This is a genomic window from Sporanaerobium hydrogeniformans (genome assembly GCF_002735925.1).
Lineage (GTDB): Bacteria > Bacillota > Clostridia > Lachnospirales > Cellulosilyticaceae > Sporanaerobium > Sporanaerobium hydrogeniformans.
The window spans coordinates 299,786-326,502 of record NZ_PEDL01000001.1 but is presented as its reverse complement, the minus strand read 5'-3'; the positions used below and the strand labels follow the sequence as shown (position 1 = coordinate 326,502).

Below are 26,717 nucleotides of genomic sequence, written 5' to 3'. Positions count from 1 at the left end.
CTCTCATTTTAGTAAAACTCTAAAACTTGCCAATACAGGTCATTCTCACTCACATTAGCTGCATAGACACTTAATGAGGTACTGCTAGTAAGTTCAGCATGTGCAGGTGCTTTACTTGTACCTCCGTATGAGCTTGATAGTATTACTACTGCTTTACTTATATTTACACTAGCTATAGCTACTGTAGTACCACTTGCCGTACCAGCTGCAACAACACCTCTTTGCACACTCTTAATCATGCTAACACCTCCATTCTGTACCTGATATTGTAATAAGGTCTTAACTAGTGCTGGGGTCATATACTTTACATTGCTTGTTGCCACCTGTGCCTCTGCTGTAGTTGCTACCCCATAATTAAGTACACTACCGAGCCCTACATCTGCCTTAGTCGTTCCATGTGGATTCGTCCCACTACCAGGATGCACATAGTTATTTGCACCTATAGCTATCCCATCAAGCTTATTCTTATCTTCCTTGCTCATAAGCCCATTAACTGTTGTACTTGCTAATGTACATAAAGAGTTAATAGCAGCTACTATATTCGTCTTAACACTAGTCATAAGCCCTGTTAATGGCCCCATTTTCTCTAAACAACCACTTATTTGTTCAGCTTGCTCTCCAAGCTTCTGATCTATAATGTCCATGTTTCCATTCTGGTCTTCTATGTTGTAGTTTTCGGTACCTAATGGCTTTTTTAGGTTGTAATTCGTTGTGTAATTAGCCATTTGTTAAATCCTCCTCTCTTATGCCACTGTGAGTGAAATTGGCAAGATAATTATGAGTATATAGCCCTGCTGTATTGTAGGTATTATATGTGTACTCAAAGGTGTAGCTTAAGTGAGCCGGTTTTATCTCATCTATAGTCAGCGTAAGGTCTCCCATATTCTCCGGTATCCCTATCGTACCTACAAACTTAATAATGAATCTATAATTAGCATTATCTTCTATTACTTCAACCTCACCATTTGAATATGACTTGGCTACATCCTCAATCATTTGCTTAGTAGTGGTACCTGTTCCTGCTATCTTTGCCTTAATTCGCTCACGTCTAAAAGTAGTGCTCTTGCTAACATCTACACTAAGACCGAATATCGTTTCATACCTACTAAGTAATTCAGTAGCTGTATTGATAAAGCATTGGTCTATTGTTGTGTCCTTTGCTGTAGCAAGAGCATTAACCTTGGTACTTAGGATTTTTTGAAGCTCCTCCATAGTGGTATTACCTTTATAATACTCTGGAAGTAATTCCATTAAGTCCATTAGTCCACCACCTCTGTTAGAGTCACAGCCCCAAGTATTGGTATCTCAGTACTTTCAATAGCAATATTAGCTGTGCCACTATTTACAAGCAGATTTTCGTAGTCGCTTACTCCAGGAGTAGTGAGGAGGATACTTCCTATCATGGCATAGCTTATAGAGTAGGTCTTAAAGACTGTACTGTTTAGATATTTCTTTAACTTCTCTTCAAAGCTTGCCTTTACTTCTTCTAACGTTTTAGATCCATCCAAAGTGATAGTTGATGTAGCTTCTATTGTTTTAGCTGTAGGGCTGTCTACTGTTACTGTGGCACCTATTGGTCTAACCTCTTCAATATGTGTTGCTACCGTTGCTTCAAGCGTTTCATCAACTTCCTTATTAGAATCTACTATAAGTACCTTTACTGTACCTGCACCGTTCCAAATAGGAAATACTTTACAATCTCCTATCCCTTCAACCTCAAGAGCCCATTGTCTATAGTGATAAGTGTTTCCGCTTGTCGCAGGCATACGAACCTTATTGTAGAACCGATCACGTAAATTTTCATCGTTTTCCTCTTCCTGACCACTTAATAAAATAGCCGTAAGGTTAGCTGTTATTCCACTGATGTTATCTAAGCTTTGTAGAGTTCCAGTATAGGTGTTACCGATATCACCATATTGCTCACATTCTGCCTTGTATTCACCTACAGTGATAAACTCTATAACTTTATAAGTTGTATCTTCTATTGCCCACCTAGTCCCTATGGGGACTACACCACTGGTAATTATTTTACGAATAGCCTTTGTCGCTTGCTTCCTACTTAAACCAAAATCAGCTACACATCTGTCTAAGTATATCCCAACCGTAGTATCACTAAATACAAGATTTAAGAAGTTGTTTAGCTCAAAGTAAGTCTCTGCCAGCTTCAAGGCACATGGAGCCAATGCATCATAAATGATACTTCCCTCTCTCTTGTCTACATCACTTGTTACACCTTCAAGCATACTGCTTAAAATATTTTCATAAGTCATATTTTCAAACACTAAATACTCACCCCCTTGCTGGCAGTAATCATTCCATAAATCGTTACGGCATCGAATTCACACAGTACCTCATCACCCTCAAAGGTAAAGTTGAAATTGACTACATCTGTTATTCTGTCATCTTGAAGCAAAGCCTCCCTAATGAGCCTTTTCATTTCAATACGTACATAGGTCATATCTTGACCAATAAGCTTGTTAAACTCAATCCCATAATTAAAGCTATAGATAGGATAATCGTACTTTTCAGTATCAAGTATCTTATATATAGCTTGTTTGAGTGCTTCTATATCGCTTGTAGTGCCTTGTATCTTTTTGGTAGTAAGTTTATACGTCTTACTCGTTTCTGTTTCTGTAGCGTCTATTTCCATGTCATACAGCTTGCTACTAGGAAGCATCTTCAATCACCTCCTCAAGAATGTAGAAATGAAGTGAAGCACTGTTTTTTAGGAGCCTAACCTTCTTCCCTATATCCTCAATTTTATTATAGTTAGCCTTTTGGTTTCCTATAATTCTTTCCTCAACCAATTTTAATGGTCCTTCTCCTATTTCCATAACTAATGGATTAACAGCTGTGATTGTACCTACACTGATTGAAGGTATATTAGTAATTTCTTCAAGGATAACAAACTCTTGACCACCTTCATTTCTAATGAGATTAAGTTTCATACCCACTTGCCAGGATTTAATGATAAACCTCTTAAGCTCACCACTAATTAACTCAGAAGGTATGACAAGTTCCTTGCTTATTCTAATGGCTAAAGGGTTGATACTCTCCACTGTTCCTGATAAAACTTGTGTAGTCTTTAAGTTATTCAGATAACCTACTATTATTTTTTTAATCGATTCTATATACATAGCTCTACCTCCATGGTATGGACTGGCAGGAAGTGATGAGTCACATTTTTGACAATAAGTCTCTTGTTTACTCCGATATCTGAAAGCTCAGCTAGTACACTCGTTCCTGCCCTTACTCTTGTATCTCCAAGGCACTTTAACTCCAATGTTTCTAATTCTCTATTATAAAGTTTTAATAAGGCATCTGCCTTACTCTTAATAGTTGCATCATTAGAGCTTTTATCTTCTTCCTCGTAATACTGCAATATGCCCCATTTTGAAAAGGAATCACTATCCTTGGCTATATATACGTCTACTCTACCACTTTCTTCATTCTTTTTGATAAGCTTAATAAGGTTGTAGGTATTCGTATCTATAGATTTCTCATAGTTAAAATCATAGCATAGACTACCTTCACCTAGTATCAGATTAAGCTTTAGTTCCTCAAGATTTCTAAGAGCAATATATCCAAACTCATCTCTTAGACAATATTTTCTAGATGTAGCTAAAAGTGTATCTCTTATAGCCTCATAAATCACATCTAACCATGTTTTATTATCTTGCACACTCGTTGGAAGTTTATACCCTGTAGGGGTGACATTTCCTTTTCTTAGATTAAAATAAAGGCAAGCTCTAGTTATAATGTCAGCCACCTCCATGTTTTGAATGACCATGATGTCTTTCGCCTTTAAGTATCGCAGTTGATCATAAGCCACAATAGGTACTTTTTTAGCCTTACTCCTTGAGTTTTTAAAGACATAACCATAAAATATGTTGGTTCCTTGGTACCTAAATCGAATAACTGATCCATTATAGATATCAAGCTCATCATCTAGATAACTAAATTCAAGCTTTCCACATCCATTATTTAGCGGATCCGAGTAGCTAATAGAAGTAACTAACTCACTTATTTCAGATATTTTACCATCTTTTTTATTCTCTACAAAAAATTCAAAACTCATGGTATATTAATCACCTGCCCTACACGAATAAGGTTAGGATTTTTAACTTTATCCTTATTTGCATCATATATGGTCGTATATTTGGCTCCATTCCCATAAAATCTCTTAGCTATACCCCACAATGTATCGCCACTTTGAACCATATAGGTAGTAGGTTTTTTAGGATTACTTGCCTGACTAGATGCATTTGCTTTTTGAGCAATCGTCACTTTTTCCTTGATGACTACATCTTGTCTTTTAGCAAACTCTTGGTATTCAATAAGTTGAAAGGTTACAAACTTATCACCTTCCTCACCTGCACGCTCAATTATAGTCATGCTCTCTATAAGTACCTTTGTGCTGATATCTTCTCCAATACCATTAGAAGCAATAAACCACATCGGCTTTTTGTATCCCTGCCATGCTCTAAATATCTTCAAGTATTCATCAGGACTAATAAAGTAATTGGGTGTTTCTGTGTATATCGGTGGCTTAGCTGGTAATTCACATTCAAAGCTAAAAGATCTCAATTCAACATGTGTAGGAATGACAACTTGACCTAATTTGAGCACTTCATACTTTTCATTAGCCTGTGCATATTTAACTTCTATTTCTTCTGGATTAACTGGAAGTACTAGCTTAGTTGTTCCACTATCAAAGTACACTTTATAATTACTCAACTTATCACCCCTCTGCACAAATTTCTATTTCTTCAATCATAATGTCCCTTATATGCTTAGCCACCATGTCAACATCTGTTTCTTTACTTATTGGACCAGTAAACTGTATGTTAGTATTAGGTGCCAACGTAGCTGTAGAAAATTTATTGATATACTCCCTCTCAGCAATATCCTTTAGGTATTGCAAGTCTTGTTTATCCATATTAATTTCTACTGCTTTACCACCTTTACCTGTGACTTCTATTGGATTATCAAAACCGGTAAAAGGGGTTCCGAACTGTAAGCTTTTAAAGATATGGTCTATCTTGCTAAAATCACCAAATGAACCTAATACATCTTCTCCATTAAACATATTTCGCAAATCATCAAGCATTGTACTTATACCATTGCTCATTCCTTTACTTCCATAACTTCCACTTTGGTATCCTGTTTTAAATTCTTCGTTTAAATCCAGAAAAGGGGCCTCTGGCATAAATCCTTTCCAGTAATCCTTTTTACCTAAATTAACACCAGGTAACATATTTAATAAATCTATTGTGGAATTTGTAAGCCATACAAAACTATTAAATATAGCTTTAACAATATTATCTATTGTATATCCTACACCTATGAATGCATTCACTATAGCACCTGTAATAACGTATACTGTTCCGTACACATTACCCATTACGCTATTAAACCAATCTCCAAAAGTTATCCATGCATAAGCTAGTCCCATTGTGAGGCCTATTCCAATTGATAAAAGACCACCTGTCACAAATAATCCTTTAGCAAGCGTAGATATATTTGTTATAGCCGAACCAATCATGGAGCCACCTAAAATTGATACAAATAATCCTGCAACTTCTCTATTTTGATCTATAATAGTCCCTAGCTCAATAAAACCATTTATAAGCCACAATACACCATTAGCAGCTCCATTAATTCCATTTATTATGCTATTTGTAAAAGCATCAAACTTAGGATTATTTATAAGGTCACTTATTTTTTCCATTGTAGGTTCAAACTTTTTAAGTGCATTGTTTGAAATATCATTCCAAACATCACCAAATGTACGTTTCATCTTTTTTAAGTCATTATTAATATCATCACTCATTCCAAACATAGCATTTTTAATAATATCTGCTGTTAACATACCTTTTGAGGATAAAGCCTTTAATTCTCCTTTTGATTTACCTGTATATTTTGCTATAGCCTCTGCGATTTTAGGAGCATTTTCGATAATACTTCTAAACTCATCACCTTGAAGTCTTCCTGCTGCCATTGCCTGTGATAACTGTAGCATTGCACTTTGTTGTTCTGTTACACTTGATCCACCTAATCTAAATGACTTCTGTACTAACTCAGTAAACCCTATAAGCTCATCATTACTTCCAAATGCATCACCAGCCAGCATACCCATTTTTGAAACAGCACTTGCCATATCAGCATACTTTCCTCTAGACCTTTCAGCTGCATTAAATATCTTTTCTTGTAATTCAACCTGAGTCTGTAATCCATCATTAATTAACGCAAGCCTTGATCCTGTATTTGCATATGAATCAGTAATATCAATAGCTTTTTTAACAGTTATAAGAGAACCTAATGCTACAGCAAGCTTACTTATGCCACCAGCAGCTAAACCTGCGCTTGCTCCTGATTTTGAAAGTTTAGTATTAAAAGTGTCAGTAGCTCCTGAAGCTTTTAATATTTTATTTGTAGCCTTGTCCGTACCAGCTATAACTTGACTAATTGTCTTATTGTAGCCATCATATAGTTTGAATGTTGCTTCTAATGTAGGCACATACTCACCTCCTTCCTTTTTTAGCTTTTAGCCTATTAAGCTTCTCTTGTTCTTTTTTCTCTTGTTCCATCCTTTCTATGATGGATGCATAGACCAAGGCTTTCTCAGTTTTTGGTAGTTCAGCTAATTCATGTGGAAACCGATGGAGCTTTTGGAGAACAAAATGAGCTACTAAGAACTCAAAGTTATTCTCCTTAATTAGTTTTTTGCCTCTTCTATTAATTCCTCATCTTCAACATCTAATCCACTAAGTTTCTGGACTTCTTGTGTTAACACAGAAAATTCACCTACATAAAGCAATTCTTTTAGTGCATCTACATTGCCTAATGCACCAAGTGTTTTTTGCAATTCTGCATTATTTAAATCTGGGAATACTACCGCACTTGCTGTGAGCGCTTGCACATATTCAGTTTGATTGAATGTCTGATTACCTTTTTTATCCATTTTAGTATACTTTTTAATAAGTAGCTCATTCTCTTTTTGAGTAATAGGTTTGATTACAAACGGTACTACTTTACCATCCTCAACAAACCTATTACTTACTATAACCTCTTTGTTTTCTATTCTTACTGGGTTTAAAAAGGCTTGTAAACTTTTACTCATTATCTAATCCTCTCCTTTTATAAAAAATTAGAGGGACGTAAGCCCCCTTTAGTGATTAACGATAGTTTTGTGGTAACTGGAACAACTCAAGTGCATCAATGTCGTCAAAAGTAAAGTCCGTATCAATAGTGATAGGGTCTTCTGATTGATCATCTAGTTTAGCAACTGGTATGGTAGAAAGTAGCACGTTACTTAATACCACATCCTGCGTACCGATAGTACTTTGTTCATCCATGTTTTTAACTTGGATTTTTAGTCCACCATAATTACCATTCTTAATATAATCTACTGCTAAGCGAAGCATATCACTATTCATAAAGTACATAGTCATAGAACCAGTACCTTCAGCTCCAGTGACTTTATGCTGTACCATCCTATGCCCGAGCATTCTTCTTGACTGCACTTGTAATTCCAGTTGAGCTGAAAATGACGAGATTTCAAAGAGTTCTCGGTTTTGTCCATCAATAGTAATATAGGCTTTACCCTCTTTAGAGGATATGGTGTCGGCCAATCTTACGTAATTATCTGACATACTCATTCTCCTTCCTATCTAAGATTTACAGTGATGTAGAATTTCTCTGCACTATCCACTGTTTGGATATAGCAATCAATAACGACTGCATCTTTATCTGCACCTATCGTAACCGTTACATCATCCGGCACAAAGTTCTGTATAGCTTGCAAGCGTTGCAATTCTTTGAAGTATTCTACAAGGCTAGCTTTAAGTAAACTTCTACCTTCCTCATTATTATTAATTTTACCCATGTAATTTGCTTCAAAAATCTTGGTTACATCATTATTGATATTATCAATCACTCTTACCGTTCTGTTTTTTCTAAAACTTTTTGCTTTATCTGCAGTAAAGGTAATAAACGAGTTAATATCATAGACTGCTGTAACATTCTGCGAAGTATCTACTTTAAAGATGAATTTACCTGCGTTAATGGCCGTTTCCATTTCTGTTTTTGTCATACGTGGACTTACATCAACAGCACCTATATACTTTTGATTGGTATTAGACTGATTGATATACGCCCCTGCTGTGGCTCCTGCTACCCAAGCTGTGCACTGTGCCGCCGTAAGCGTTGTTCCATCAACCATTTTCACCCCATTAGCTACATTGATAACAGCTTCGCTATCTGCAGCATGGTTGGCTAATACGGCTTGACAATAAATTCCCTCGTCACTTCTCATGGCTTCAATCCAGGTGTTAATGGCTGTTTTAGCCGATGTGTCGATAGATCCTTCCTCTAAACTATCATAGGGATAGCACAGGGTGTTGAAAATAACTGTCTTTAAAGCTGTAAGAGCCGCCGTAATCGCATCTGAATCTCTAGCAATTCCTAAATTATACACAATAACCTTCTGTGCTAGTTTAAGTGCTTCACCTGTTAAGAATTTATCTGCTGCTGTAGCATTCTCTGGCCATTCGGAAACATCGGTTGCTGTAATAGCATACATGTCTCCTTCAGTTCCTACTGACATCTCCTGAAGAATAACGACTATTCCTCTATCACCTGGCATAATACTGAGTGGTTCATTGGTTTTAAAATTAATGTAACAACCTGGAAGGACTTTGTTTTGTGAATTCCATGTACCTGCCATTTTTCTCCTCCTTTACAAACGTGTATTCGTTGTTTCTTTCTGCATTTTTATAAATGCTTCTTGGTTGATTTCTCTATAATTCACATCAAATAAAAAGTGCAACACCTTATCCGTAGTGTTGCACCGCTTATTGAGTATCCTTATTTTAAAATCATCTTTCTTAATTAAATCAAATTTTCTTAGTAGGCTTGTTTGAACATCTTGTATATCATTATTGATTGCTTTACTCCCACTAAAATAGGCTACATCAAAGCTAAGGGTTGCTTTTGACTTCATATGAAGTAACTTAGAATAGTCTTCCTGAATAAGGTTAATCATAAAAGAAGGTGTTTTGAAGTTTTGAGGAATATCCTCATCATAAACCGTATAAGCTGGATAGATTTCCTTAAGCTTTCTAGCTATGCATCCTTTAATGCTACTTATCATGCTTTCTATTCACCCTCTCTACTTCTTTTTTAAACTCTGTTTCTAATGTCTTATTGACCTTAGCTACTGATTTTTCTAGCATAAACCTACCTTTAACAAATCCAACTGTAACCTGTGCTTTTACAATGCGATGACCATAATTGACATAGGAGGCGTAATCTGCAATATTGTAAAGTCTTTTCTCTACACCATTAGCTGTTCGCTTAGTAGGTGATACGTACCATTGCTTCTTCATAAATCCGGTATCTACTGGTGTATTTTGTTTAACTTCTGATTCCCCTACATTAACAGCTTTAGTTAACACACGCTCATCAATCTCTTTAATATCACTTATCATAGCCATTAATTCCTTGCGATACTTCTGAATAGCCATTTGATTAGCACGCTGATTCGTATTCATAGGAATTCCTTCCTCTCAACGCTAAACTCAATATGACTGGTGTAAGGAAAGCCTTCACCTACTGCAAGCTCTACAGTATTGCCGTTACGTTGTGTAACAACTACCTTGTCACCTTCCTTGATATCTGTATCTCTTGCACAAAATAAGATATGTCGATTAACAAGCTGAGGAGCTCCCTCGCTTGCTTCGGTTAAGCTACTTTTGCTGTACTTACAAGGTATATTATCACAAACCATTCCATCTTTTTCATGTGTAATGTCTCCCTCAGTTATTTCTTGAAAGCGATAAACGGTCATCTTATCTTTCCAGAGCCTAGCTAATGGATTCATCTTCTTAGCCTCCTAAAAGTATTAAGCTGTGCGGTATAGTTGAACATAAAAGAAGGGTTTTTGATACGCTCTACAATCATTTCTGTAGTGGAAACATATTGGATAGTTGTATCCCCTTCACGTATGCTCTTAACGTGATCCTCCTTATCCTCAGACAGAGAGAGACCACTTTGCTTAATAACATCAAAGCACATCATGGCTACTACGTTCTCAAGCCTTTCAGGGATACTTGTTAGATTACAGTAATTAAGTACTTCATCGGTAACCATGCCTACTGTAAAAGTAACTAATGGTTCATCTTGTGATAACTTAAGCAAGCCTTTTACTTTATCAAGTACCATTTAGCTTCCTCCTTTACAATAATAAGGGTAGCAAATACTACCCCTATTAAGATACGGTGATAACGCCTACTTGGTCTGCATAGGGGAAGGATGGCATAGCTGTTGCTACTGCCTTAATCCACTTAGCTACTGGATCATTTGTTGCATATTGCTCTACTAAGATGTTTCCAATCATTTCGATATCTACATCACCTTTTGTAGCCAATTCGATTTCCTCAGCTGTAGGACCATAGAAAGTATCACCCATCTTACCCTCTGGCATTAAAACAAGAGCATTTTCAGCTAAATAGCGTTTAGTTGTATATGTACCTGCTTTAGCTTGTACACGATACATAGCATCATATACTGCGATTTGTGGAAGGGATTGAGCTACTAAAAACTGATTAAGCTGAGCAGAGGTAAGCAACATGGCTGAGTTAACACCAAATACCGCCGAACGAATAGATGCATCTTTAAGTAAGATATTAAGATTTTTTGTACTGGTTAAGATACGAGAAGGTTTAAAGCCTGTGTTCGTGTTGATTGTAGTACACATATCAAAAATATCTTGAAGGATATCTGGTGTACCAGTAGCCCATGTTTTACTTGCTTTGTGGGCTGCATTCATTCCATAGTCAATGGTTGCCTTTACACCATTCTCATTGACTTGAATCTTTCCTGTACTGAGGGCTTCAAGGCGCATAGCCTCCACTCTAACTAATACTGAATTTACAAGTCTATCCACTGTGTTGAACAGATCACTGATAATACGTTTTTCTTCTGCTGATGTCCTTGGATTGTTAAGTGCAATAAGTGTTTTCTCATCCACTTTTTCTTTTCTTTTGATTAATGCAAGGTCTTGGAAACTTTTGCTTCCACCCTCTCTGCTTCCAATTTCGGCTTCAGTATCAAAAGCATGTACGCTTGCTGCTACTGGCAAATTGCTAGCACCTTTAATCATTTCAATGTCTAATGCATCTGTTTTTTGGCTTGGAAAGAGTGTTTCACCTACCATTGGTGGTAATGCTCTTGCCTTTGTATAATCAATCAATTCTTTTGGGGTTAATAATTCTTCGATTCTTGGCATTAGATAGCCCTCCTTATCTTAATTTAATTTCTGGACATGCTGTTTTAAATGCTGCTGTTGCTACATATCCTGCTACATTATCACCTTGTAATCTCTCAGCCATTACATACCCTTCAACCATTAGTGATGCTGGTTGTGAGCCCTCTGTAACGTCTACAGTGTGGAATAAAATCCCTACTGGTGTTGCGGATGGTGTATAGGTACTTGCTGAATAAGTAACTGTTACCACGTTACCTGTGGCATCAATCAAACTACCTGCAATAGCCCATTTCTTTCCATTGCTATCTGCTGTAATTCCTGTGTTGTTAATTGTAGTAGAAAAGCATACATGATGCTCTGCTGCTAAAAACTCTGGTGTATTATCATAATTCACTGTTTTTGCGTACATTTTTCTATTCCTCCTTTATTTAATTGCCCAAGGGTCAAACGCTGGTGCCTGTGTTGTATTTCTTTGAGCTGCCATGCTAGCCCCTAAACCTTCTTTACCAGGATTCCCACCACCATTTGGATTATAGTTTTGTTTGATTTGGGCTTCACCAAACATAAACTTAGTATCATCTGCCTCACTTAAAGCCTTAAGCTTAGCATCTAGTAATGTCTTGTAATCCTCATTGTCTTTGGCTTCAAACGCATCAATAAGAGCCATAACAGCCTTCGCATTTTTAGCCTTGTACTTACCGACCAACTCTGTATTAATGGCTTCTCGTGCAAGCTTGGTAACTTCCGCTTCATGTTCTTGCTTCTGTTTAGCAATAGTCGCTTCATGCTCCTTAATTTTAGTTTGCAAAGCTTCAACATCAGGGTTACCTTTCTTTAGATCCTCGATTGTTCCATTAGCTGTGGTAAGCTGACCTTCAAGGTTCTTCTTTTCACCTTTTAACGTCTTTACTTCATCCTCCAGTTTCTTGGTGTCTCCTTTAGCTGCATTGATATCTGTCCCATTTTCAGCCATAATTTTGTCAACAATAGCTTTTCTGTCCTCTTCTTTGATGTCTTTTAATAATCCTTCTAGAAATTCTCTTTTCATCCCTATATCCTCCTACGATTTTTACGTGTTATCATCACATGGATTTGATAGTTTTACGTCATTCCGGACATATAAAAAGCACTAAGTAGAAGTTACTCACCACTCCCCCTCTCAACTGGTGGTTTTCGCTTAAGATTTACTTAGTGCTTTATTACGACACAATATTCAGTTCTCTTATTCTATAATTCATTTATCAGCTTGGCAGAGCTGAAATACATAAGGAAAGGCGGTGTTGCATATGGTAGCAAAAAATACTAAACAAACTAGTTCTAAAGTTGCTTCTACTGCTTCTAAAATATTACAAGATAGCAGAACAAGCAAAGCTTCAAAAAGTGTTGCTGGAAGTGCTTTATCACAAGCTAAACCAAAAAAGAAATAGTTTTACAAGTAGAGCGTGGCAATTAAATGTCACGCTTTTTCACATTGCTTAACAATATCTAAATTATTATCTTTCAATACCGTATAAATTGCCTCCGCAAGCCTTTTTACAGTTTCTTCTCCCAAGTCCAAGTAATACATATCTTCTATCCCATGGAGAACTTCATGTATTAGTGTAACCTCATTTAGAGCATTGCTATTAGTGGTGCTTAAATCAATCTGTTGTTTGTCATAATCAATAGTTCCATAGCATTCTTTGCCTTCAATAAATAACGTTTGTTTTGGTTCTACAGATTCAACCTTATAAGTTTTCCATCCTATTTTTACTTTATCTATCATCTTACAACCTCATTTTTTACATAAAAATAGCACCTACTCATTCAACTAAGTAAGTGCCTATTTGGTATTTATTACTTTATTAGCATCATCTTCTGATATTTCATCATACATCAAATCTTCACCAATATAGATGCAAGATTGTTCTGGAGCATCAACCCATGTTTTAGTATCAAAATCATACCTTTCAAAACTTCCATCAATTCTTCTGTATAACCTATCTACCTTACCTTTGCTATACCCATATGCAAAATAAAAATCTTCCATATACTCCACCTCCCTCTATATTTGTTCAATATTTAATGGTCTTTCTAACTTTGACGATAGTTCAAACATCTTAATTGTTAAATTTTTCTTTTCTTCTTGACTTGTTGTATCAAGTCTCATTTTTTCATATAACTTGTGCATATCTCCATTTTTCAAATTGAAACTCTCTGGAGTATGAAACTGCACTTCAAATCTTTGACCATTTAAACCTTCAAATATACAGTTCACTCCATTATATGGGTTACGCTTATCTAACCATGTATTCTTTACCTTTATTGTCTTATACCCTTTATCTACTAAAGAATTACAAACAGATTTATATGAATCAACAAACGTATTTTTATCAGATTGATATGTATATCTAATAACATCATTAGTATTGCTAATAGTTTTAGAAATAATATCTCCATCAAAGCTATTCATACTATCACTATTAACTTTCCGAATAAATGACTCTTTGGTCTTTAATCTGTATTCCAATCCAACCATACTAACACTAGTTCGGTTAGATATCTCTACAAGGTCTTTTGTAATATCTGGCTCATTTTTAATGATTGTATTGTATGAATTAGTTTTTCTATATTCAGTATTTAATAATTTCCACTTCTCATTATCAGTATACTTCAACTCTTGGAAGGCTTCAATAGATTGAGGTACTTCTTTTCCAAGGACTTCTTTATACTGGTTCCATTGCTTTCTGTCTTCATAAAGTCCTTTGAGTTTCTTCTCGGCAAGTTCTGCTTCTGGTACTCCTTTAACATATCGGTCATACCATTGATCATATTTCATATCTTCCCATACTTGTATGCTCTTACCTGTCTCAGGGTTACGTGCTGTTCTCTCGCTAATATACTTATCAACATCATTAAAATAAGGTAGTGTGGTGCATCTGCAACGGTTATGCTTGGGTGGAAGTGTTTCCCCTACAATACCTTTGCCTACATCAAATACTTCACCATCTAGTGGGCTACAATCATGGCAAGTTCTTAGATCCAGTGTAGCTGACCACTCGTACTTCTCTATTCCGTCCTCTATGTACATCTTTTGAGTAGCCTGCTCCATGATAAAGCTTCCCTCAGTGTGTAGTAATCTATAAGCATCCTTTGTCTTTGCATCAAATTGCTTTGCAAATTCTGGTGCCAATACTTTAGGATTTCTCCCTTGTATGAGCATTGTAGTAAGAGATTCATTCAGCTTGTATAGCATATGATCCTTTTGTTTCCACAACCTAGCAGAATAATTGGCCCCATTAAATGGGTAGTTAATAAGCTCATCAATAAGCACTGGATTAATCTGAGCAAATTCTGAATGAAATCCCTTATAACAATCTATATTCCACCAAGTTCGGTAATAGGACTCTGTATAAGCATTTTGCAAAATCTCTCTACCTTTTTGTTCATATTCAGTAGCATAGAGTTTTTGCAATACGACATCTATTTGCTTTTGAAGTGCTTCATACCTGGTTATTCTTGCCTTTATTGACATGTTATTAAGTTCAAGGTTATACTCTCCCATATATTCTTTAGCCATGTCAATAAACTCTTGAAGCTCCCCTATCTCTGCACGTGTTAAAAGCTTCTGTGCTTCTTGAAAGGTAACATTATTTTCATTTGCATAACGAATATAAAAAGCATTAACTACGTTAGTGATTTCCTTTTGTGCTTGCTTAAAAGCTTTTTCCAAACCCTTATAGTAATCTGTAATAAGTTTTTCTCCAGCTAGATATTTAGCCTCTTGCCTTTTAATCCAATAAGTATGATTATCCATTAACTACCACCACCTATTAGTGGAGGCTCCTGATCTGGCTCCTGTTCCTCAAGGTAAATGAGTTCTTGCTCTACATCTTCCACCCATGGATGATTCTTTAAGAGTGTTCTTCTAGATATAACACCGAAACTATTTTGAGCAATTTGAGAAGCCTCTAACTCATTCTTTATAGAGTTTCTAGTCCATGTTTGATTAATGGAAAAATATTCGTTCTTTCCTAGACTCTTTGCCATGAGCCTAATGAGTTTATTAAAGCCTGGTCTAAACTCAATTTCCATGAGTGATGCCTTTAGTTCAAGTGGTGCATACATGAATTTAAGTGCTTCTCCTGAGCTATTCGAATAACCACCTTCTGGATGAGGGTCTAGTCCTTGCCCTTGTTCATAGATTTGTTTTCTACAAATTTCTAAAAGCTTGTTTCTCGCTTCTACTGGAATATCAACAGCTATCGTTTGAACTCCTGACTTATCATCAGCTCCCATACTTTCCATGTTGATAGCCTTATATTTCTTTAAGTCTTTTCTGAACTCATCTAAATCAGTACCTCCATAGTTAGTAAGTACCCATATGAGCTGCTGAATGTCATCAATATCATTAACATACCCACTTAATACGTTATCCATAACATCAATAAATGGTTTAATCTTAGTTAAGTCACTATCTTTGATGTTATTATTGGGAAACTCAATAAATGGTACCTCTCCAAAATCATGTTGATAATAATTACTTTCTGTGCTCTCACCAGTATCAATATTGACTGAAACAAATCGATTAATGCTTTCAATATCATTCAAGCTAATAGCATTCTGTTTCTTGCGAAATGTAGTACATCCCTCTTTATCCCAATACTCATATACTGTGTAATAGTTGTTTGTTGAATACGTACTACCATCATCAAAGTATTCTGAGTAAACACGAATAACTGCAGCTAAGTCCTTAATCAATCCATTTGAGTAAATAGGAATGACTTGAATAGGATTAACCGGTGCATACTTAAATTCTTTACTATCGCTATCCTTCCATACATGCAGCCATGCATTGCGATAATTAGAAGCATCTACACAAAGTTCATTACAATACTTCTCGTAATTGTCTCCCAGCATCTTCTTAATCTTCTCATTAAGCTCTTTCTTCCCTACATCAAACGTAGGCGGATATGAGAATAAATAAGATGCTTTTTGATTTACAAGTTGAGCATGGTAATCATGAGGGATTCTATTGTCAGCTGCTCTTAAAGGATTATCTTCTTTTTGCTTGTTTCTATTAGCTGGAGCTGAATCACTTAATATATCATTCTTGTGTGCATAGTACATTCTCGCTACTTTGCATTGCTTAATATACTCATCATGTCCATTTTTATAGCGTTCTAAAATCTTTTTAAATTGTTCTAACTCTATTGCTGGCATTGCCTACCTCCTCTCTTTTGGCTTTAATACTGAAATACCACCTGAACACTTATTAAATGCCTCGGCAACTCCAGTTGTGGCATCAGGAGCATCATCATTTTTGTTTTTACCTTCTCTTTGATATTTAGTCATGGCCTTATAGTACTCTGGCCATCTATCTCTCCAATTTACTGGATAATAAATATGATCCATAACCCAGGTAGCATTACTAAGTATACGGGCGTTCTTATTTTGGCTTTGGTGAAACCATTTGATTTTAGTTTTATTACTACCAAACTTCTCTCTTAATATCCTTTCTACAGCTCTAGCAAATCCTCTACCACCATTATTGCTTTCAATAGTGGATACATTTACGCTATTCTGGTAAAGCCTTCTAGCTGTTTCTTCTTCTGTAGTCTCCATAGGATCCTTGGTGTAATAAATATCTAAAATATAAGCCTCTTTGTTATACTCACCGTAGATAATGTTGCATAAATAGTCTGAGCCTTCATCTGCTGTGTCACTATAGGATGATATACGTGTAAATAGTAAATTACCTTTATCATCCTTAGGCAACTGTATATAGGTTTTAAAGCTACTATATAGGCAGCCTTTAAGGTCTATTGGTTCCTGCTGATAGTTTGCACTTGCTATATCCTCACCCATTGCCTTAACTTTCATGTCGTAAGATTTCTTAGAAAGTATCTCACTACAAAGCATAGACCCATCAGATTGTACAGCCTTCATGTTTATGTGTTTAACTTTAATGCCTTGTTCCTTGAAATGCTCCTGGGCCTTACCTGCTAGATCACCACTTGCCCATCTAGTCATGATTATAATAATCTTTCCGCCTTCTTCAAGACGTGAAAGCATTGTGTTAGTAAACCAATCCCAATGACCTTCTAATACATTTTCATTGTAGGCTTCTTTAGCACTTTTGATTAAGTCGTCTATTATCATGATAGAAGCTCCAAATCCTGTGGCTGTTCCTCCTGGTGATGTGGCCAGATAGTTATTGTATCCACCTTCTAATGACCATAGGCTCATAGATCCATCCCCACGCTTAACTCTTACACCCGGAAACACATCACTAAACACGGGCTTAAGGATATCGGCTTTTTCTTCTTGTATGGAATTTCTTACAGACTTTGCAAAGGTAGTTGATAAGGTGTCATTATAAGAACCTGTCATAACCTTCTCTTGTTGGTTCTTACCAAACATCCACTCAACAAACAAAGAAGCTGTACGACTCTTTCCATGCCTTGGTGGCATATTAACAATAAGGACTTGCTCATCTTGTGCTTCATAGAAGCTTTGTAGTGTGTCACATAACTCTATAAGAAATGGTCTATCATCTTTGTAAAACTTAGGTGCTTTAAGCTGGCAATAAAAAAAGAACCTACGTTTTGCAAGTTCTATCTTAGCTCCTAAAGTTATTATATTTTTATCTATGTTTTGCACATGTATTTACCTCCTACATAAGTCAATCACCAAAGATAATTTTTTGTTATATGTGGTTACTATTTTTAACTAAACGCTGATTTTACAAGCTTTCTTAAAATCAAATTTACTTAGAATGTATAAAGTTTAGTATTTATATGCTTTTTAGCCACCTTTTGCGATTTTTAGAAGCTGTTCTTCGGTTAGATTAGCATATGGGTTATTTACATTTCCACTATGCTCTATATCTTTTTTATCTCTCCATTCTTCTGGCTTTCTATTCTTTAACCAGAATATTTGTGCCGTAGTATCAGGAGCTATTTCTTTAGTTACTACTTTTGTAGGCTGCAATTCATACTTCCCTGTATCAGAATTTAATACTGGCTCTCTAGTAACTTCTTGATAACTGTATCCGAGAGCTCTTTTAAGAAGTGCATTTTCTACTTCTCGATCAACTACCTCTTTTCCTCTTTTTAAGGACTCAAAAAACTCAATATACTTAACCTTGTACGTATAAAATGTCTGAATGCTAATTCCTAAATTCTTAGTTATTTGTTCATCAGTAAGGCCATCCCTAGCCCACCCTTCAATCTCAACCAATCTTGGTAATACATGAGTTTCATATTTTGATTTTGCCATGACCCTACTCCTTTCTTGAAATAAAAAAAGCACCTAGTGTGGCTAGAGAAGTCATTTAACTCTCCTATACCATCTAAGTGCTTTTGTTCACATTACCATATTAACACATTTTTTAGGTCTACTACTGACAACTTTATGAAATATGCTTATTAGTTTTCCTTAAACCACGATTTTCTGCAAATATACTCCGTGCTTTTCCTAGGTACCTGTATACGGTGCGTTCATCACAATGTATTTGATTAGCTGCATAAATAACTCTCCTAGTAAACTCATTACGCTCTATCTCTTCTGATGGGTTCTCAAAATAAACTAATTGCACAACTTTTTTAATATCAGACCCATTGTATTCATAAGCTAATTGCTTTAATGTTTCCTCAACAGCAAGTATATCCTCAAGCTCGCCCTTCTTTTCGATTACTGCTTTGTCAGCTCTCATCATAGCAAGCTCAGTGGGAGAACAGATGTTGTTAGTTTTAATATCATTGTTTTTAGACTTCTCAATAGCCTCTTTGTATATCTCTTCTTTAACCTGTTCAAATGTCTTCCCAAGCCTAGCATAATATCTAAATGCCTCTGTAGCATAATCTCTTATATGGTCTTTTCTCATTATTTCACCCCACATTCTCAAGTATTTCTTTTACTTCCTCTACCGATGTAACAATATAAGCTCTACCTCCAGTAGTATTTATTTTTCTAATCGTGTTAGCTTGCAGATCCGAAAGCACTCCTACCTTTGGTCTTTTTACTTCAAACCCTACAAACAATCCCCTATAATGACCTATGATATCAGGAGTTCCTTTTGAGCTGTAACTGCTACCACTATGAGCCTTAAAGAACCAGCAATCATTCCTTGACTTTAAATACTTCAATATATCTTTCTGGATGTTAGATTCTAACGGAATATCTTTCATCTTTTTCACCTCATTTTCAAAAACTAGACCACACTAGACCACTGGAAAAAGGCTAGTGGTCTAAAAAAACAGCCTTCAAACCATTGGTATTACTACATTTAGTCCCCTTAGACCACCTAGACCACCAAATTTAATATACTATATATATAAGTTGATAACAGAGACTAACTCAACTCGTTTTGCAACTTGATTTCTTTATAGGTGTAAAAGTAGTGGTCTAAGTGGTCTAGTGGTCTAAATGTAGTATTATCAAGGGTTTAAGAGTATCGTTTCCTAGACCACTACCTAGACCACACTAGACCACTGGAGCCTATTTCTTCTTTATTTAAACTTATTTATGTAAATAAAAACAAGTTACTCAAAGTCGAATTTTATTTGATGTAAGATAATTGGTTATCCAATTTAAGCGTTTCTAAAATCTCATCAATCTTGGCGATAACATCTAAAGAGTAGTCAATTTGCTCCCACATATTCACACCAAGTTCAGCGAAAAGAACCATCTTAACATTGTCATAGTCCTTGGTAGCTCTGTTAATACCCATCTTATTTTTTATGTACCTTCCATAGTTGAATTTAGTTCTAGTTCTGAGTCCAATAAGCTTTTCAGTACGATCTAATCTGTCAGTAATTTCTTTTAGTTTAGTCTCATGATACGTAACAAGTTCTTTACTTACTTTCTCCATTTTTATGAAGTACTGCCTTGTAAACTTCCCTTTAGCGTTACGTTGCAACATGCATAACTCTTTGGCCATATCTATAGTAATTGCATGATCCGTAATTTCTGTCCAAGGATTTTTAGGATTATTGGTCAAACATTTTTGTGTGACCAATTCAAAATCTTGATGTTCAACGAATCCATATTCTAGCATTCTTTCAAACCATTGTTTATATGGGGTCTTAATTTCTAAATACTCATGCAACTCTCTACCACTTACTAGCTGCTTACCATCTTTAACCTCAATGTTTAATAACTCGTACATATTTAGCACCTCCTAAAGGGTAGCCTAAAATTCAGCCACCCTGTGTAATTTAAAAATCAGATTTTATCTTGTTACTAAATGGCCATCATCATTAAACGTTATCCACTTTAAGCCTGGATTAAAATAAACTTCATCGTTTGTATCACTATCTGCCGAACCTTCAACTTTCTTGTTAAATAAACTACCTGAATATAAAACATTAAATCTCCATATCCCATGCTTATCATAATTTACTTCTAAGAGTGTTCCGTCCGAGCAAGATAGTACCCCATCAGTACAATCAAAGCTTTCAAATTCTTCACTAAGTTCTCCCTCTATTTCTATTAAATCGTCACTTGCACCAGTAATCATTGTTCCTTTAATCTCTTCCATTTACTTTTCCACCTTTCAAACTTATATTTTATTTATTTATGTTCTTTAATGAACTCAATCCACTCTTCTTTTGTGAAGTGCATATTATCTAAGCTCATCCATAGGAATATATCAAAGTCCTCCCCTATCTCTTCAACTCTTATATTCTTATATACCGTTTCATCAACTTCTTTACCACAGTTTCCACATACAATCCATGAATGACAAGTATAGTCAGCCTCACTCCATTCCATTTCAAGCTCTCTTTTGCCACAATAAGGACACTTGCTATTCTTTCTTATTTCTTTCAATAACTTTGTTTGTTTCTTACATATCTCCCTTGCATATTTTATAGGTATATTACACTTTCTAGCATATCTTTTAGGCTGTTCATATATACTTTTTAACTTTTTCATACTCTCAAACCCTTTCAAACTCTGATTTTATCCATCTAAACCTACTTCTTTGAATTGATCGCACACATCATCATTCTTGTGTAGACCACCATGAAATTCACACTCAACATTACCTGTATCCCATACACCTTCTGAATACTTGCATATTACACAGCACCCTTTTGGGTTCTTGTCAATAGCATCACATACTTTGTTGAACACACTCATTAAATCTTTATATGCTAAATCCTCAGATTCTTCTTTTGTGTGTCCCTGCTTCTGATAAAAAACTACATCTTCCCAATAATTAAATTCTTTCTGTTCCATTTCTTGCATTACTACCACCACCAAATTTGGATTTGTTACCATTTGACTTTTCCTTTAAACTCTTGTTCCTTATTCCAATCAACCTCAAAACCACAATGTTTACATATAGGATGGCTATCACATATGAATGTTTTACAATGTGGGCAAAAATAAGCTACACCCAATTCATTATCATATTTCCAAAGTTTAGGTTTAGATTCTAATAAACTTAGTTGTCTATTCATGATCTCACCTCACCAAATTATTATTTTTTAAATTGCTATAAAATCGTTTATCTTGGATATACTATGCATTATTAACTAATAAGGAGGGCACAATATGTCTTTTTATAATTATCCAAAGATTCTTTCTGCATATAAAGCTTTACAACGTGCGTATGAAAATCCATACTTTAATATGGATGCATTTTGCACCCACATAGGTTTAAGTCGTGAACAAATAGATGGTTTTTATCTGGTATCAAGTAAAATAATTGATGGAGATCTTAACCTAGCTAAAGATTTAAATCATGAGCTTAATTCTATAGAAAACACTGCTGATCAAATTTATAAAGGACTTCAGGGGAGCTATTAGGCTCCTCTATCAAAAATTCATTCTTAAATAAAAAGACTTTACCACTAGAATAAAGTCCTTCTACTCTCAAAATGGCATCTTCTCATCTTCCTCTGGAGGCTCAAAATCACCTTCAAAATAAAATTGAATAACCCTTCCTTGTTTACCATTTATTGATTTTCTTACCTGGGTCCTCAGCTTATCTCCATCCATTAAGGTTTGTATATAGCCGCGCTCACCAAAACCTTGTAACATCTTTTTGTAGCTTTGTCCCTCTTTATTACAAAAGTCCTCAAATACTTTGGGATACACATAGTAAAATACTCCTCTTACACCACTTCTTTCAATAAGCCCATAGATCTCATTGCTTGGTATGTTCTTCTCAAAGATAAACCTATTCTTATTAATGCTCATCCAGTCCTGGGTATCGTTGTAAAATTTCTCAACAATGTCTGTTTCGCTTTTACTTTCAACTTGGTTTAAGATAAATGTTGCCATATCAAGCGTTCTTTTAAGCAAAACGTTTTGGTCTTCATCTGGATTGAAGTAATTGGCGGATAAAAAAACATCTATAGCCGATATAAACGCCACAGCAGATATATTGGAACTTTTCTTTGTAGAGTGGGCCTGTCTAAGTGCATCATCAATAATCTTATTAAGCTGCTTAAGCATCTTTACAATATCGTGTAGCTTATCTTTACCTAGATACCTTGAAACAATATCTTTCCCAATGGTGCCGTAATTCCCGCCGATAAACTCGTAAACGCTCTTTGCATCTGCGTCTTGAGCGAATGGCTTGCCGTAAAGTTCTATTGTTCTTGTGCTTACACCTGACATTGTACTGGGTGTAATAAACGGTTCTTCACCATTGGCCAAAATAATACTTCGCCACTCTCCTCTAGATTGCAATCCACCTTTTTTATTTCCTCTAAGCCTTCCCTTACCTTCAGCTAACCGATAAGCATCTGTCTCTAGCTTTGCCTGGTCCTTACCTGCTGCTTGACGCTCATTAAGTCCAAGAGGTAAGTCATTCATATAGCTAGCCATAAATTCAAGACCTACACTCGTGCTATTATATGTCTGCATAAGCTTTGTAGGATCACCCCATACACTAAGTGCTAGGTTAAGACATGCCGTTTTACCACCCTCTGTATCACTCCAGTTATACAGATAAAAGATACGTTGTCCTAGTGGCCTTAAAAACGGAGTAGCACATGCTGCCGCTATATAAGCTCTAATGATCGGACTACTTTCTCTGTGTCTACTTACGAAGTTAATCCAATCATTAAGTTCACCTTTTGTTTTGTAGCCATTAACCCACATCTTAGCATTGCTCTCTACGTCTACAATCAAATTATCATCACCATATGGCAAAAACCTATCATCATGCCATCCTAGCTGAGTAACACACTCACATTTATTTAAAATATCAAAATTAACAGCCTCTAGCTCCTGTAGGTACCGTACTAAAAACTTAGCATTTTCACTCGTTACTGTTATCCCTACATCAGCAAGTCCAACTAAGTTCCTGCTTTGAAACACTATGGACCTCTTCTCGATGATATAATGCCACCTGCCGTCACGCTTATAGGCCAGTTCAACCTTTTCCTCATCTGTCTCAATATTCCTAATGCGCTTTGACAAGACTAAAGGAGTCCTACATATATGGCGCCATTCTTGCGCTTGAGCATTAAACATATATACACCACTATCATCAATCCTATAGTTGTTGAGCTGCTTGAGCTTAACAGGTGAGCATTCTATAACGCTTTCTATTACTTGGCTAAGATTTACCTTAGTAGCAGCTTTAAGCTGCATGTCTATTAGCTCACGAACCTTCTCCTTGTCCTTAATCTTAGTGTACATATCGCTAGGATCCTTGTAGGAAGGAAGGCTAAATACATAGACTTCACCTTTATAGTCGCCTTCTTTTAACTTCTCAAGCATTTTACCAATAAACGTTTCTCCGCCTTGGTCTGGCTCTTTATGTAGATATACGCGCTCAATACCTTCTAAATACTTACACCAATCTCTCTTAAAAGTAGCAGCTCCAGGTACACCCATAGTAGGCTTACCTAAAACCCATAGGGTTTGTGTATCTGATTCACCCTCTACTAAAACAACCTCTTTAGTAGCTCTGATTTTATCTAACTTCCATAAGCCATAAAGGCATAAGTCTCCGCCTTTACCCCAGCTAAAGCGCATGGTATGATTATGCCCGTATCTTATACGGTTTCTTACGAACTTACCTTCAGTGTCCATATAGGGTATAGCTATACCCAATTTAACGTTTTTAATCTTAAGTTTCTGTAAAAATTCTACTGTAAACCCTTTATCTGCTGCGTAATCGTCTAGTGTATAAGGCATAATCTTATCACTTTTTCTAGGTGTGCTTTCCGTATCATAGCCAGCCATTTCTAAAAGCTTTTTGTAAGCCTCTTTGCTATTAATACCCTCTATCTTTTCTAGAAACGTTGTAGGGTTGCCTTCTTCACCACACGCAAAGCATTTATAGAGCCCATTTGTTAAACTTACTGAAAATGAAGGGTTACTGTCTTGATGAAAAGGACACAGTCCTATAATGTTATCTCCACTTTTCTTTCCTTGCTTGACATATGGTGTATAGAACTGTTCCCAGTTAATCCTTCCATCAATATCAACGTTAGTATCCAATTCTTAACCTCCTTCATCATAAGTTAAAGGCGGGTGACTAACCCACCTCTATATTTAAAATGGCATATCATCTGGTTCGCTGTCTTGAGCTGGTACACCATCACTTGAAACATACTCATCTACAATATCTGTAATTGCTATCTTTCTTGTTTGTTCCTTAATCATTTGGCTGTAACTAGCCATTTGAGCCGCTGTATCGGTATCAAGTACACTATCAACTGTGAATACTGCTTGGCTATAAACAATTCCATTCGCATTAGTAGCCTTCTTAAGAGTGATCTTAACGATTACACCTGAGCTCTTATGTCCTTTCATAATAATTTGCTTCATGATGAAGTTGCTAATGTTCTTAAGACTTGAAGGTGGTAGTGTTAAGAGCTGTGGGAACATAGACCCTTCTGTAAGCACATAGACGCGATGCATGTTTTTGCAAGCCTTACCATTACCATCTGAACCAAACTTATTGTGAGGGCAGTTCTTACAGTTTCTACCGCTACTGCCTACTTTGCCATCCATACTACTACATTCTGGTGCTTGGTTTGCTCCTTCGTATTTAGCTGGCCAATAAGCATTGATAGGGTGATGATCTACAATTACACCTTTAATTTCCTTCACCACATCAGGGTTCTCTTCATCCTCACCAGGCACTTCAAAGGCAAGACCACCACCAGAAGGAATCTTTATACGATCAAAGTCAAAGAGTTCTTCAAGACCATCCATCTCCTCAGCCATAGCTACAACGATTTCCTCTGGTAATGCTGGTACTTCAAATTTAATTACTGCGATTTCGTTTTTTTCTTTCATGTTACTTACCTGCCTTTCTTAAATTAATAACCGGCTTCTCAAATACGTTTACAAGACCATCTAACCATTTTGGAAGCTCATCATCGTTATCTTCCATCTGCTCAATAACTGCACTTCTAAGTGATTGTGCATTAACTTGCTCTTTGATTAAATCACCTAATCCGTTCTCCCTTAAAGCCTCAAATAACTCGTCCTTTTTATCAGCCCTAGCACTTGCAAATACTTTGTTTGTCATACTAAAGCTAGTTCCTGCATGTACGAACTTAGGAATCTCATCCTCTGTCATAATGCTGAGAAGCTCTTGTTCTGCAGACTCTATCTCTGCACTCACTTCCTTTGTGATTTCTTCTAATTCTGCTTTTCTATCTTTTAAATTTTTCAGCTTGGTAGCTGCTTCTAATACTCTACTCACAATGTTCCCTCCAGTGTAATATAAGGGGAGTAAATCCCCTTATTAATTAACAAACAACTTCAATATTTTCTATCCCTTCAAGCTCTTGTGTGAGATAATCTTTAATGCGAAACATTGCTTCATTCCTCCAAGCTCCACCATCCGCTTCAAATAATGCTGCTTCTGGGTTATCCCTGCCTTGGCGCATTCTAAATACGAACTTACTAGCCACTTGCTCAATTTCCGGAAAACTTCTATAAGTTGCTAATTGTGCTGGGTTAGGCACCAATACATAACCCTTTTGAGCTAATCCCGTTTTAATCGTAACCGCTTGGCTCACACCATCATCTGAGGTATCTTTCACAACGTTATCTGTTACATTACCAACTACTCTAAGTACGATTTCCTTATCTTCACCTGCAACGAACGTGCTTTGAAGCATAATATTAAATTTTTCAACCTCCATAAAAGAACCAAGGTTAATACTAGGTAGAAGTGCATTACACTCCATATAGGCTTCTCTAGCCATATCTCCTCTAAGCTCTGATAAGAGAACAACGGTATTAGGGCTCACTACATGAATAAGTAGCTTTTCTGAGAATTTTTTATCCATACCTGATTTAATATAATCCACTAAAGCAGTTAAGGTCGTTGCTTTAATAGCTGCTGGTTGAAGACCCTTTACTCTATATAATTCTGATGTGGCGTAACTTTGTCCATTTACCTCCATGACTTCTGTTTTTCCTAAACCTACCACATATTGTAAAGCTTCTTTTGTCATTGACATATTCTATTCCTCCATTT

At 36.1% G+C, this 26,717-nt stretch carries 37 protein-coding genes; 2 read left to right on the top strand and 35 right to left on the bottom strand.

The genetic code is table 11. The annotated features are described in order from the left end of the window. Positions 1-8: 8 nt before the first annotated feature. The 18 genes from CS063_RS01590 to CS063_RS01500 all read right to left on the bottom strand — a co-directional run bounded on the left by CS063_RS01590 (position 9) and on the right by CS063_RS01500 (position 12,317). Positions 9-725 (bottom strand): hypothetical protein, encoded by a 717-nt coding sequence (locus tag CS063_RS01590; protein ID WP_099447962.1) that lies wholly within the window; start codon positions 723-725, stop codon positions 9-11. Continuing rightward, entirely contained in the window at positions 718-1,260 is a 543-nt protein-coding gene (locus CS063_RS01585) for a putative phage tail protein (protein ID WP_099447961.1), read from the bottom strand. The genes CS063_RS01590 and CS063_RS01585 overlap by 8 nt, the downstream gene beginning before the upstream one ends. Then, a complete protein-coding gene (locus CS063_RS01580; RefSeq protein WP_308415403.1) occupies positions 1,260-2,282 on the bottom strand; it encodes a baseplate J/gp47 family protein in 1,023 nt (340 codons plus the stop codon). The genes CS063_RS01585 and CS063_RS01580 overlap by 1 nt, the downstream gene beginning before the upstream one ends. Then, the gene (locus tag CS063_RS01575; protein ID WP_099447960.1) at positions 2,282-2,677 is read right to left on the bottom strand and encodes a DUF2634 domain-containing protein; all 396 of its coding nucleotides are present in this window, start codon (positions 2,675-2,677) and stop codon (positions 2,282-2,284) included. The genes CS063_RS01580 and CS063_RS01575 overlap by 1 nt, the downstream gene beginning before the upstream one ends. After that, complete coding sequence (locus CS063_RS01570; RefSeq protein WP_099447959.1) at positions 2,667-3,137, bottom strand: hypothetical protein; 471 nt, start codon at positions 3,135-3,137, stop codon at positions 2,667-2,669. The genes CS063_RS01575 and CS063_RS01570 overlap by 11 nt, the downstream gene beginning before the upstream one ends. Continuing rightward, complete coding sequence (locus CS063_RS01565) at positions 3,128-4,078, bottom strand: XkdQ/YqbQ family protein (RefSeq protein WP_099447958.1); 951 nt, start codon at positions 4,076-4,078, stop codon at positions 3,128-3,130. The genes CS063_RS01570 and CS063_RS01565 overlap by 10 nt, the downstream gene beginning before the upstream one ends. Beyond that, the gene (locus CS063_RS01560) at positions 4,075-4,737 is read right to left on the bottom strand and encodes a LysM peptidoglycan-binding domain-containing protein (RefSeq protein ID WP_308415402.1); all 663 of its coding nucleotides are present in this window, start codon (positions 4,735-4,737) and stop codon (positions 4,075-4,077) included. The genes CS063_RS01565 and CS063_RS01560 overlap by 4 nt, the downstream gene beginning before the upstream one ends. A gap of 4 nt (positions 4,738-4,741) precedes the next feature. Next, positions 4,742-6,520 (bottom strand): tape measure protein, encoded by a 1,779-nt coding sequence (locus CS063_RS01555; RefSeq protein ID WP_099447957.1) that lies wholly within the window; start codon positions 6,518-6,520, stop codon positions 4,742-4,744. 198 nt (positions 6,521-6,718) lie between these two features. Then, on the bottom strand, positions 6,719-7,123 hold the full coding sequence (locus CS063_RS01545) for a phage tail assembly chaperone (RefSeq protein WP_099447955.1): 405 nt from the start codon (positions 7,121-7,123) through the stop codon (positions 6,719-6,721). 55 nt (positions 7,124-7,178) lie between these two features. Beyond that, positions 7,179-7,655 carry a phage tail tube protein gene (locus CS063_RS01540; protein ID WP_099447954.1) on the bottom strand — a complete coding sequence of 159 codons (477 nt, stop codon included), beginning with the start codon at positions 7,653-7,655 and terminating at the stop codon, positions 7,179-7,181. A gap of 14 nt (positions 7,656-7,669) precedes the next feature. Beyond that, the gene (locus tag CS063_RS01535) at positions 7,670-8,728 is read right to left on the bottom strand and encodes a phage tail sheath subtilisin-like domain-containing protein (RefSeq protein ID WP_099447953.1); all 1,059 of its coding nucleotides are present in this window, start codon (positions 8,726-8,728) and stop codon (positions 7,670-7,672) included. A 12-nt stretch (positions 8,729-8,740) separates the two neighbouring features. Next, the gene (locus tag CS063_RS01530; protein WP_099447952.1) at positions 8,741-9,154 is read right to left on the bottom strand and encodes a phage tail terminator family protein; all 414 of its coding nucleotides are present in this window, start codon (positions 9,152-9,154) and stop codon (positions 8,741-8,743) included. Beyond that, the gene (locus CS063_RS01525; RefSeq protein WP_099447951.1) at positions 9,144-9,554 is read right to left on the bottom strand and encodes an HK97 gp10 family phage protein; all 411 of its coding nucleotides are present in this window, start codon (positions 9,552-9,554) and stop codon (positions 9,144-9,146) included. The genes CS063_RS01530 and CS063_RS01525 overlap by 11 nt, the downstream gene beginning before the upstream one ends. Continuing rightward, on the bottom strand, positions 9,551-9,883 hold the full coding sequence (locus CS063_RS01520; RefSeq protein ID WP_099447950.1) for a hypothetical protein: 333 nt from the start codon (positions 9,881-9,883) through the stop codon (positions 9,551-9,553). Before CS063_RS01520 ends, CS063_RS01525 begins: the two co-directional genes overlap by 4 nt. Continuing rightward, complete coding sequence (locus CS063_RS01515; protein WP_099447949.1) at positions 9,880-10,224, bottom strand: head-tail connector protein; 345 nt, start codon at positions 10,222-10,224, stop codon at positions 9,880-9,882. The genes CS063_RS01520 and CS063_RS01515 overlap by 4 nt, the downstream gene beginning before the upstream one ends. Before the next feature lie 46 nt (positions 10,225-10,270). Next, the gene (locus CS063_RS01510; protein WP_099447948.1) at positions 10,271-11,290 is read right to left on the bottom strand and encodes a major capsid protein; all 1,020 of its coding nucleotides are present in this window, start codon (positions 11,288-11,290) and stop codon (positions 10,271-10,273) included. 13 nt (positions 11,291-11,303) lie between these two features. After that, complete coding sequence (locus CS063_RS01505; RefSeq protein WP_099447947.1) at positions 11,304-11,678, bottom strand: hypothetical protein; 375 nt, start codon at positions 11,676-11,678, stop codon at positions 11,304-11,306. A 15-nt stretch (positions 11,679-11,693) separates the two neighbouring features. Next, a complete protein-coding gene (locus tag CS063_RS01500) occupies positions 11,694-12,317 on the bottom strand; it encodes a phage scaffolding protein (RefSeq protein ID WP_099447946.1) in 624 nt (207 codons plus the stop codon). A 238-nt stretch (positions 12,318-12,555) separates the two neighbouring features. On the opposite strand from CS063_RS01500, the gene CS063_RS17550 reads away from it, so the two are divergent. Further along, positions 12,556-12,696 carry a hypothetical protein gene (locus CS063_RS17550; protein ID WP_180270637.1) on the top strand — a complete coding sequence of 47 codons (141 nt, stop codon included), beginning with the start codon at positions 12,556-12,558 and terminating at the stop codon, positions 12,694-12,696. A gap of 29 nt (positions 12,697-12,725) precedes the next feature. Here the strand turns inward: CS063_RS17550 and CS063_RS01495 are convergent, their stop codons facing one another. From CS063_RS01495 to CS063_RS01435, 13 genes are all read right to left on the bottom strand, one after another. Further along, positions 12,726-13,034 (bottom strand): hypothetical protein, encoded by a 309-nt coding sequence (locus tag CS063_RS01495; protein ID WP_099447945.1) that lies wholly within the window; start codon positions 13,032-13,034, stop codon positions 12,726-12,728. A 57-nt stretch (positions 13,035-13,091) separates the two neighbouring features. Then, positions 13,092-13,298 carry a hypothetical protein gene (locus CS063_RS01490; protein WP_099447944.1) on the bottom strand — a complete coding sequence of 69 codons (207 nt, stop codon included), beginning with the start codon at positions 13,296-13,298 and terminating at the stop codon, positions 13,092-13,094. Between the two features lie 15 nt (positions 13,299-13,313). Then, positions 13,314-15,065: a minor capsid protein gene (locus tag CS063_RS01485; protein ID WP_099447943.1), complete on the bottom strand. Its 1,752-nt coding sequence runs from the start codon at positions 15,063-15,065 to the stop codon at positions 13,314-13,316. Next, positions 15,065-16,471 (bottom strand): phage portal protein, encoded by a 1,407-nt coding sequence (locus CS063_RS01480; protein WP_099447942.1) that lies wholly within the window; start codon positions 16,469-16,471, stop codon positions 15,065-15,067. The genes CS063_RS01485 and CS063_RS01480 overlap by 1 nt, the downstream gene beginning before the upstream one ends. A 3-nt stretch (positions 16,472-16,474) precedes the next feature. Beyond that, positions 16,475-17,911 (bottom strand): phage terminase large subunit, encoded by a 1,437-nt coding sequence (gene terL / locus CS063_RS01475; RefSeq protein WP_330400951.1) that lies wholly within the window; start codon positions 17,909-17,911, stop codon positions 16,475-16,477. Between the two features lie 144 nt (positions 17,912-18,055). Continuing rightward, positions 18,056-18,529 (bottom strand): transposase, encoded by a 474-nt coding sequence (locus CS063_RS01470; RefSeq protein ID WP_099447941.1) that lies wholly within the window; start codon positions 18,527-18,529, stop codon positions 18,056-18,058. A 133-nt stretch (positions 18,530-18,662) separates the two neighbouring features. Continuing rightward, positions 18,663-19,136 carry a hypothetical protein gene (locus CS063_RS01465; protein ID WP_099447940.1) on the bottom strand — a complete coding sequence of 158 codons (474 nt, stop codon included), beginning with the start codon at positions 19,134-19,136 and terminating at the stop codon, positions 18,663-18,665. Positions 19,137-19,140: 4 nt separating this feature from the next. Continuing rightward, complete coding sequence (locus CS063_RS01460; protein ID WP_099447939.1) at positions 19,141-19,440, bottom strand: nuclease; 300 nt, start codon at positions 19,438-19,440, stop codon at positions 19,141-19,143. Between the two features lie 371 nt (positions 19,441-19,811). Further along, complete coding sequence (locus CS063_RS01455; RefSeq protein ID WP_099447938.1) at positions 19,812-20,420, bottom strand: antA/AntB antirepressor family protein; 609 nt, start codon at positions 20,418-20,420, stop codon at positions 19,812-19,814. 63 nt (positions 20,421-20,483) lie between these two features. Further along, on the bottom strand, positions 20,484-20,792 hold the full coding sequence (locus tag CS063_RS01450) for a hypothetical protein (protein WP_099447937.1): 309 nt from the start codon (positions 20,790-20,792) through the stop codon (positions 20,484-20,486). 32 nt (positions 20,793-20,824) lie between these two features. Further along, complete coding sequence (locus CS063_RS01445; RefSeq protein ID WP_099447936.1) at positions 20,825-21,187, bottom strand: hypothetical protein; 363 nt, start codon at positions 21,185-21,187, stop codon at positions 20,825-20,827. A gap of 27 nt (positions 21,188-21,214) precedes the next feature. Further along, positions 21,215-21,535: a hypothetical protein gene (locus CS063_RS01440; protein ID WP_099447935.1), complete on the bottom strand. Its 321-nt coding sequence runs from the start codon at positions 21,533-21,535 to the stop codon at positions 21,215-21,217. Next, positions 21,529-21,717, bottom strand: a complete 189-nt coding sequence (locus CS063_RS01435; RefSeq protein ID WP_099447934.1) for a hypothetical protein — start codon at positions 21,715-21,717, stop codon at positions 21,529-21,531. Before CS063_RS01435 ends, CS063_RS01440 begins: the two co-directional genes overlap by 7 nt. Before the next feature lie 94 nt (positions 21,718-21,811). On the opposite strand from CS063_RS01435, the gene CS063_RS01430 reads away from it, so the two are divergent. Continuing rightward, the gene (locus CS063_RS01430; protein ID WP_099447933.1) at positions 21,812-22,066 is read left to right on the top strand and encodes a hypothetical protein; all 255 of its coding nucleotides are present in this window, start codon (positions 21,812-21,814) and stop codon (positions 22,064-22,066) included. Positions 22,067-22,132: 66 nt separating this feature from the next. Here the strand turns inward: CS063_RS01430 and CS063_RS01425 are convergent, their stop codons facing one another. Genes CS063_RS01425 through CS063_RS01410 form a run of 4 tightly spaced genes read right to left on the bottom strand, consistent with a single transcriptional unit; the run spans position 22,133 to position 26,700 of the window. Then, a complete protein-coding gene (locus tag CS063_RS01425; RefSeq protein ID WP_099447932.1) occupies positions 22,133-24,718 on the bottom strand; it encodes a DUF927 domain-containing protein in 2,586 nt (861 codons plus the stop codon). A gap of 54 nt (positions 24,719-24,772) precedes the next feature. Next, positions 24,773-25,522, bottom strand: coding sequence for a hypothetical protein (locus tag CS063_RS01420; protein ID WP_099447931.1), 750 nt, complete (start codon positions 25,520-25,522; stop codon positions 24,773-24,775). 1 nt (position 25,523) lies between these two features. After that, on the bottom strand, positions 25,524-25,934 hold the full coding sequence (locus tag CS063_RS01415; RefSeq protein WP_308415401.1) for a gp33 family protein: 411 nt from the start codon (positions 25,932-25,934) through the stop codon (positions 25,524-25,526). 46 nt (positions 25,935-25,980) lie between these two features. Next, positions 25,981-26,700 (bottom strand): hypothetical protein, encoded by a 720-nt coding sequence (locus CS063_RS01410; RefSeq protein ID WP_099447929.1) that lies wholly within the window; start codon positions 26,698-26,700, stop codon positions 25,981-25,983. Between the last annotated feature and the right edge of the window lie 17 nt (positions 26,701-26,717).

What these genes read in the sequence shown, in the direction of transcription:
- CS063_RS01590 (WP_099447962.1), bottom strand. Translation starts at nt 725, where the DNA reads ATGGCTAATTACACAACGAATTACAACCTAAAAAAGCCATTAGGTACC.
- CS063_RS01585 (WP_099447961.1), bottom strand. Translation starts at nt 1,260, where the DNA reads ATGGACTTAATGGAATTACTTCCAGAGTATTATAAAGGTAATACCACT.
- CS063_RS01575 (WP_099447960.1), bottom strand. Translation starts at nt 2,677, where the DNA reads ATGCTTCCTAGTAGCAAGCTGTATGACATGGAAATAGACGCTACAGAA.
- CS063_RS01570 (WP_099447959.1), bottom strand. Translation starts at nt 3,137, where the DNA reads ATGTATATAGAATCGATTAAAAAAATAATAGTAGGTTATCTGAATAAC.
- CS063_RS01565 (WP_099447958.1), bottom strand. Translation starts at nt 4,078, where the DNA reads ATGAGTTTTGAATTTTTTGTAGAGAATAAAAAAGATGGTAAAATATCT.
- CS063_RS01545 (WP_099447955.1), bottom strand. Translation starts at nt 7,123, where the DNA reads ATGAGTAAAAGTTTACAAGCCTTTTTAAACCCAGTAAGAATAGAAAAC.
- CS063_RS01540 (WP_099447954.1), bottom strand. Translation starts at nt 7,655, where the DNA reads ATGTCAGATAATTACGTAAGATTGGCCGACACCATATCCTCTAAAGAG.
- CS063_RS01535 (WP_099447953.1), bottom strand. Translation starts at nt 8,728, where the DNA reads ATGGCAGGTACATGGAATTCACAAAACAAAGTCCTTCCAGGTTGTTAC.
- CS063_RS01530 (WP_099447952.1), bottom strand. Translation starts at nt 9,154, where the DNA reads ATGATAAGTAGCATTAAAGGATGCATAGCTAGAAAGCTTAAGGAAATC.
- CS063_RS01525 (WP_099447951.1), bottom strand. Translation starts at nt 9,554, where the DNA reads ATGAATACGAATCAGCGTGCTAATCAAATGGCTATTCAGAAGTATCGC.
- CS063_RS01520 (WP_099447950.1), bottom strand. Translation starts at nt 9,883, where the DNA reads ATGAATCCATTAGCTAGGCTCTGGAAAGATAAGATGACCGTTTATCGC.
- CS063_RS01515 (WP_099447949.1), bottom strand. Translation starts at nt 10,224, where the DNA reads ATGGTACTTGATAAAGTAAAAGGCTTGCTTAAGTTATCACAAGATGAA.
- CS063_RS01510 (WP_099447948.1), bottom strand. Translation starts at nt 11,290, where the DNA reads ATGCCAAGAATCGAAGAATTATTAACCCCAAAAGAATTGATTGATTAT.
- CS063_RS01505 (WP_099447947.1), bottom strand. Translation starts at nt 11,678, where the DNA reads ATGTACGCAAAAACAGTGAATTATGATAATACACCAGAGTTTTTAGCA.
- CS063_RS01500 (WP_099447946.1), bottom strand. Translation starts at nt 12,317, where the DNA reads ATGAAAAGAGAATTTCTAGAAGGATTATTAAAAGACATCAAAGAAGAG.
- CS063_RS17550 (WP_180270637.1), top strand. Translation starts at nt 12,556, where the DNA reads ATGGTAGCAAAAAATACTAAACAAACTAGTTCTAAAGTTGCTTCTACT.
- CS063_RS01495 (WP_099447945.1), bottom strand. Translation starts at nt 13,034, where the DNA reads ATGATAGATAAAGTAAAAATAGGATGGAAAACTTATAAGGTTGAATCT.
- CS063_RS01490 (WP_099447944.1), bottom strand. Translation starts at nt 13,298, where the DNA reads ATGGAAGATTTTTATTTTGCATATGGGTATAGCAAAGGTAAGGTAGAT.
- CS063_RS01485 (WP_099447943.1), bottom strand. Translation starts at nt 15,065, where the DNA reads ATGGATAATCATACTTATTGGATTAAAAGGCAAGAGGCTAAATATCTA.
- CS063_RS01480 (WP_099447942.1), bottom strand. Translation starts at nt 16,471, where the DNA reads ATGCCAGCAATAGAGTTAGAACAATTTAAAAAGATTTTAGAACGCTAT.
- CS063_RS01470 (WP_099447941.1), bottom strand. Translation starts at nt 18,529, where the DNA reads ATGGCAAAATCAAAATATGAAACTCATGTATTACCAAGATTGGTTGAG.
- CS063_RS01465 (WP_099447940.1), bottom strand. Translation starts at nt 19,136, where the DNA reads ATGAGAAAAGACCATATAAGAGATTATGCTACAGAGGCATTTAGATAT.
- CS063_RS01460 (WP_099447939.1), bottom strand. Translation starts at nt 19,440, where the DNA reads ATGAAAGATATTCCGTTAGAATCTAACATCCAGAAAGATATATTGAAG.
- CS063_RS01455 (WP_099447938.1), bottom strand. Translation starts at nt 20,420, where the DNA reads ATGTACGAGTTATTAAACATTGAGGTTAAAGATGGTAAGCAGCTAGTA.
- CS063_RS01450 (WP_099447937.1), bottom strand. Translation starts at nt 20,792, where the DNA reads ATGGAAGAGATTAAAGGAACAATGATTACTGGTGCAAGTGACGATTTA.
- CS063_RS01445 (WP_099447936.1), bottom strand. Translation starts at nt 21,187, where the DNA reads ATGAAAAAGTTAAAAAGTATATATGAACAGCCTAAAAGATATGCTAGA.
- CS063_RS01440 (WP_099447935.1), bottom strand. Translation starts at nt 21,535, where the DNA reads ATGGTAACAAATCCAAATTTGGTGGTGGTAGTAATGCAAGAAATGGAA.
- CS063_RS01435 (WP_099447934.1), bottom strand. Translation starts at nt 21,717, where the DNA reads ATGAATAGACAACTAAGTTTATTAGAATCTAAACCTAAACTTTGGAAA.
- CS063_RS01430 (WP_099447933.1), top strand. Translation starts at nt 21,812, where the DNA reads ATGTCTTTTTATAATTATCCAAAGATTCTTTCTGCATATAAAGCTTTA.
- CS063_RS01420 (WP_099447931.1), bottom strand. Translation starts at nt 25,522, where the DNA reads ATGAAAGAAAAAAACGAAATCGCAGTAATTAAATTTGAAGTACCAGCA.
- CS063_RS01410 (WP_099447929.1), bottom strand. Translation starts at nt 26,700, where the DNA reads ATGTCAATGACAAAAGAAGCTTTACAATATGTGGTAGGTTTAGGAAAA.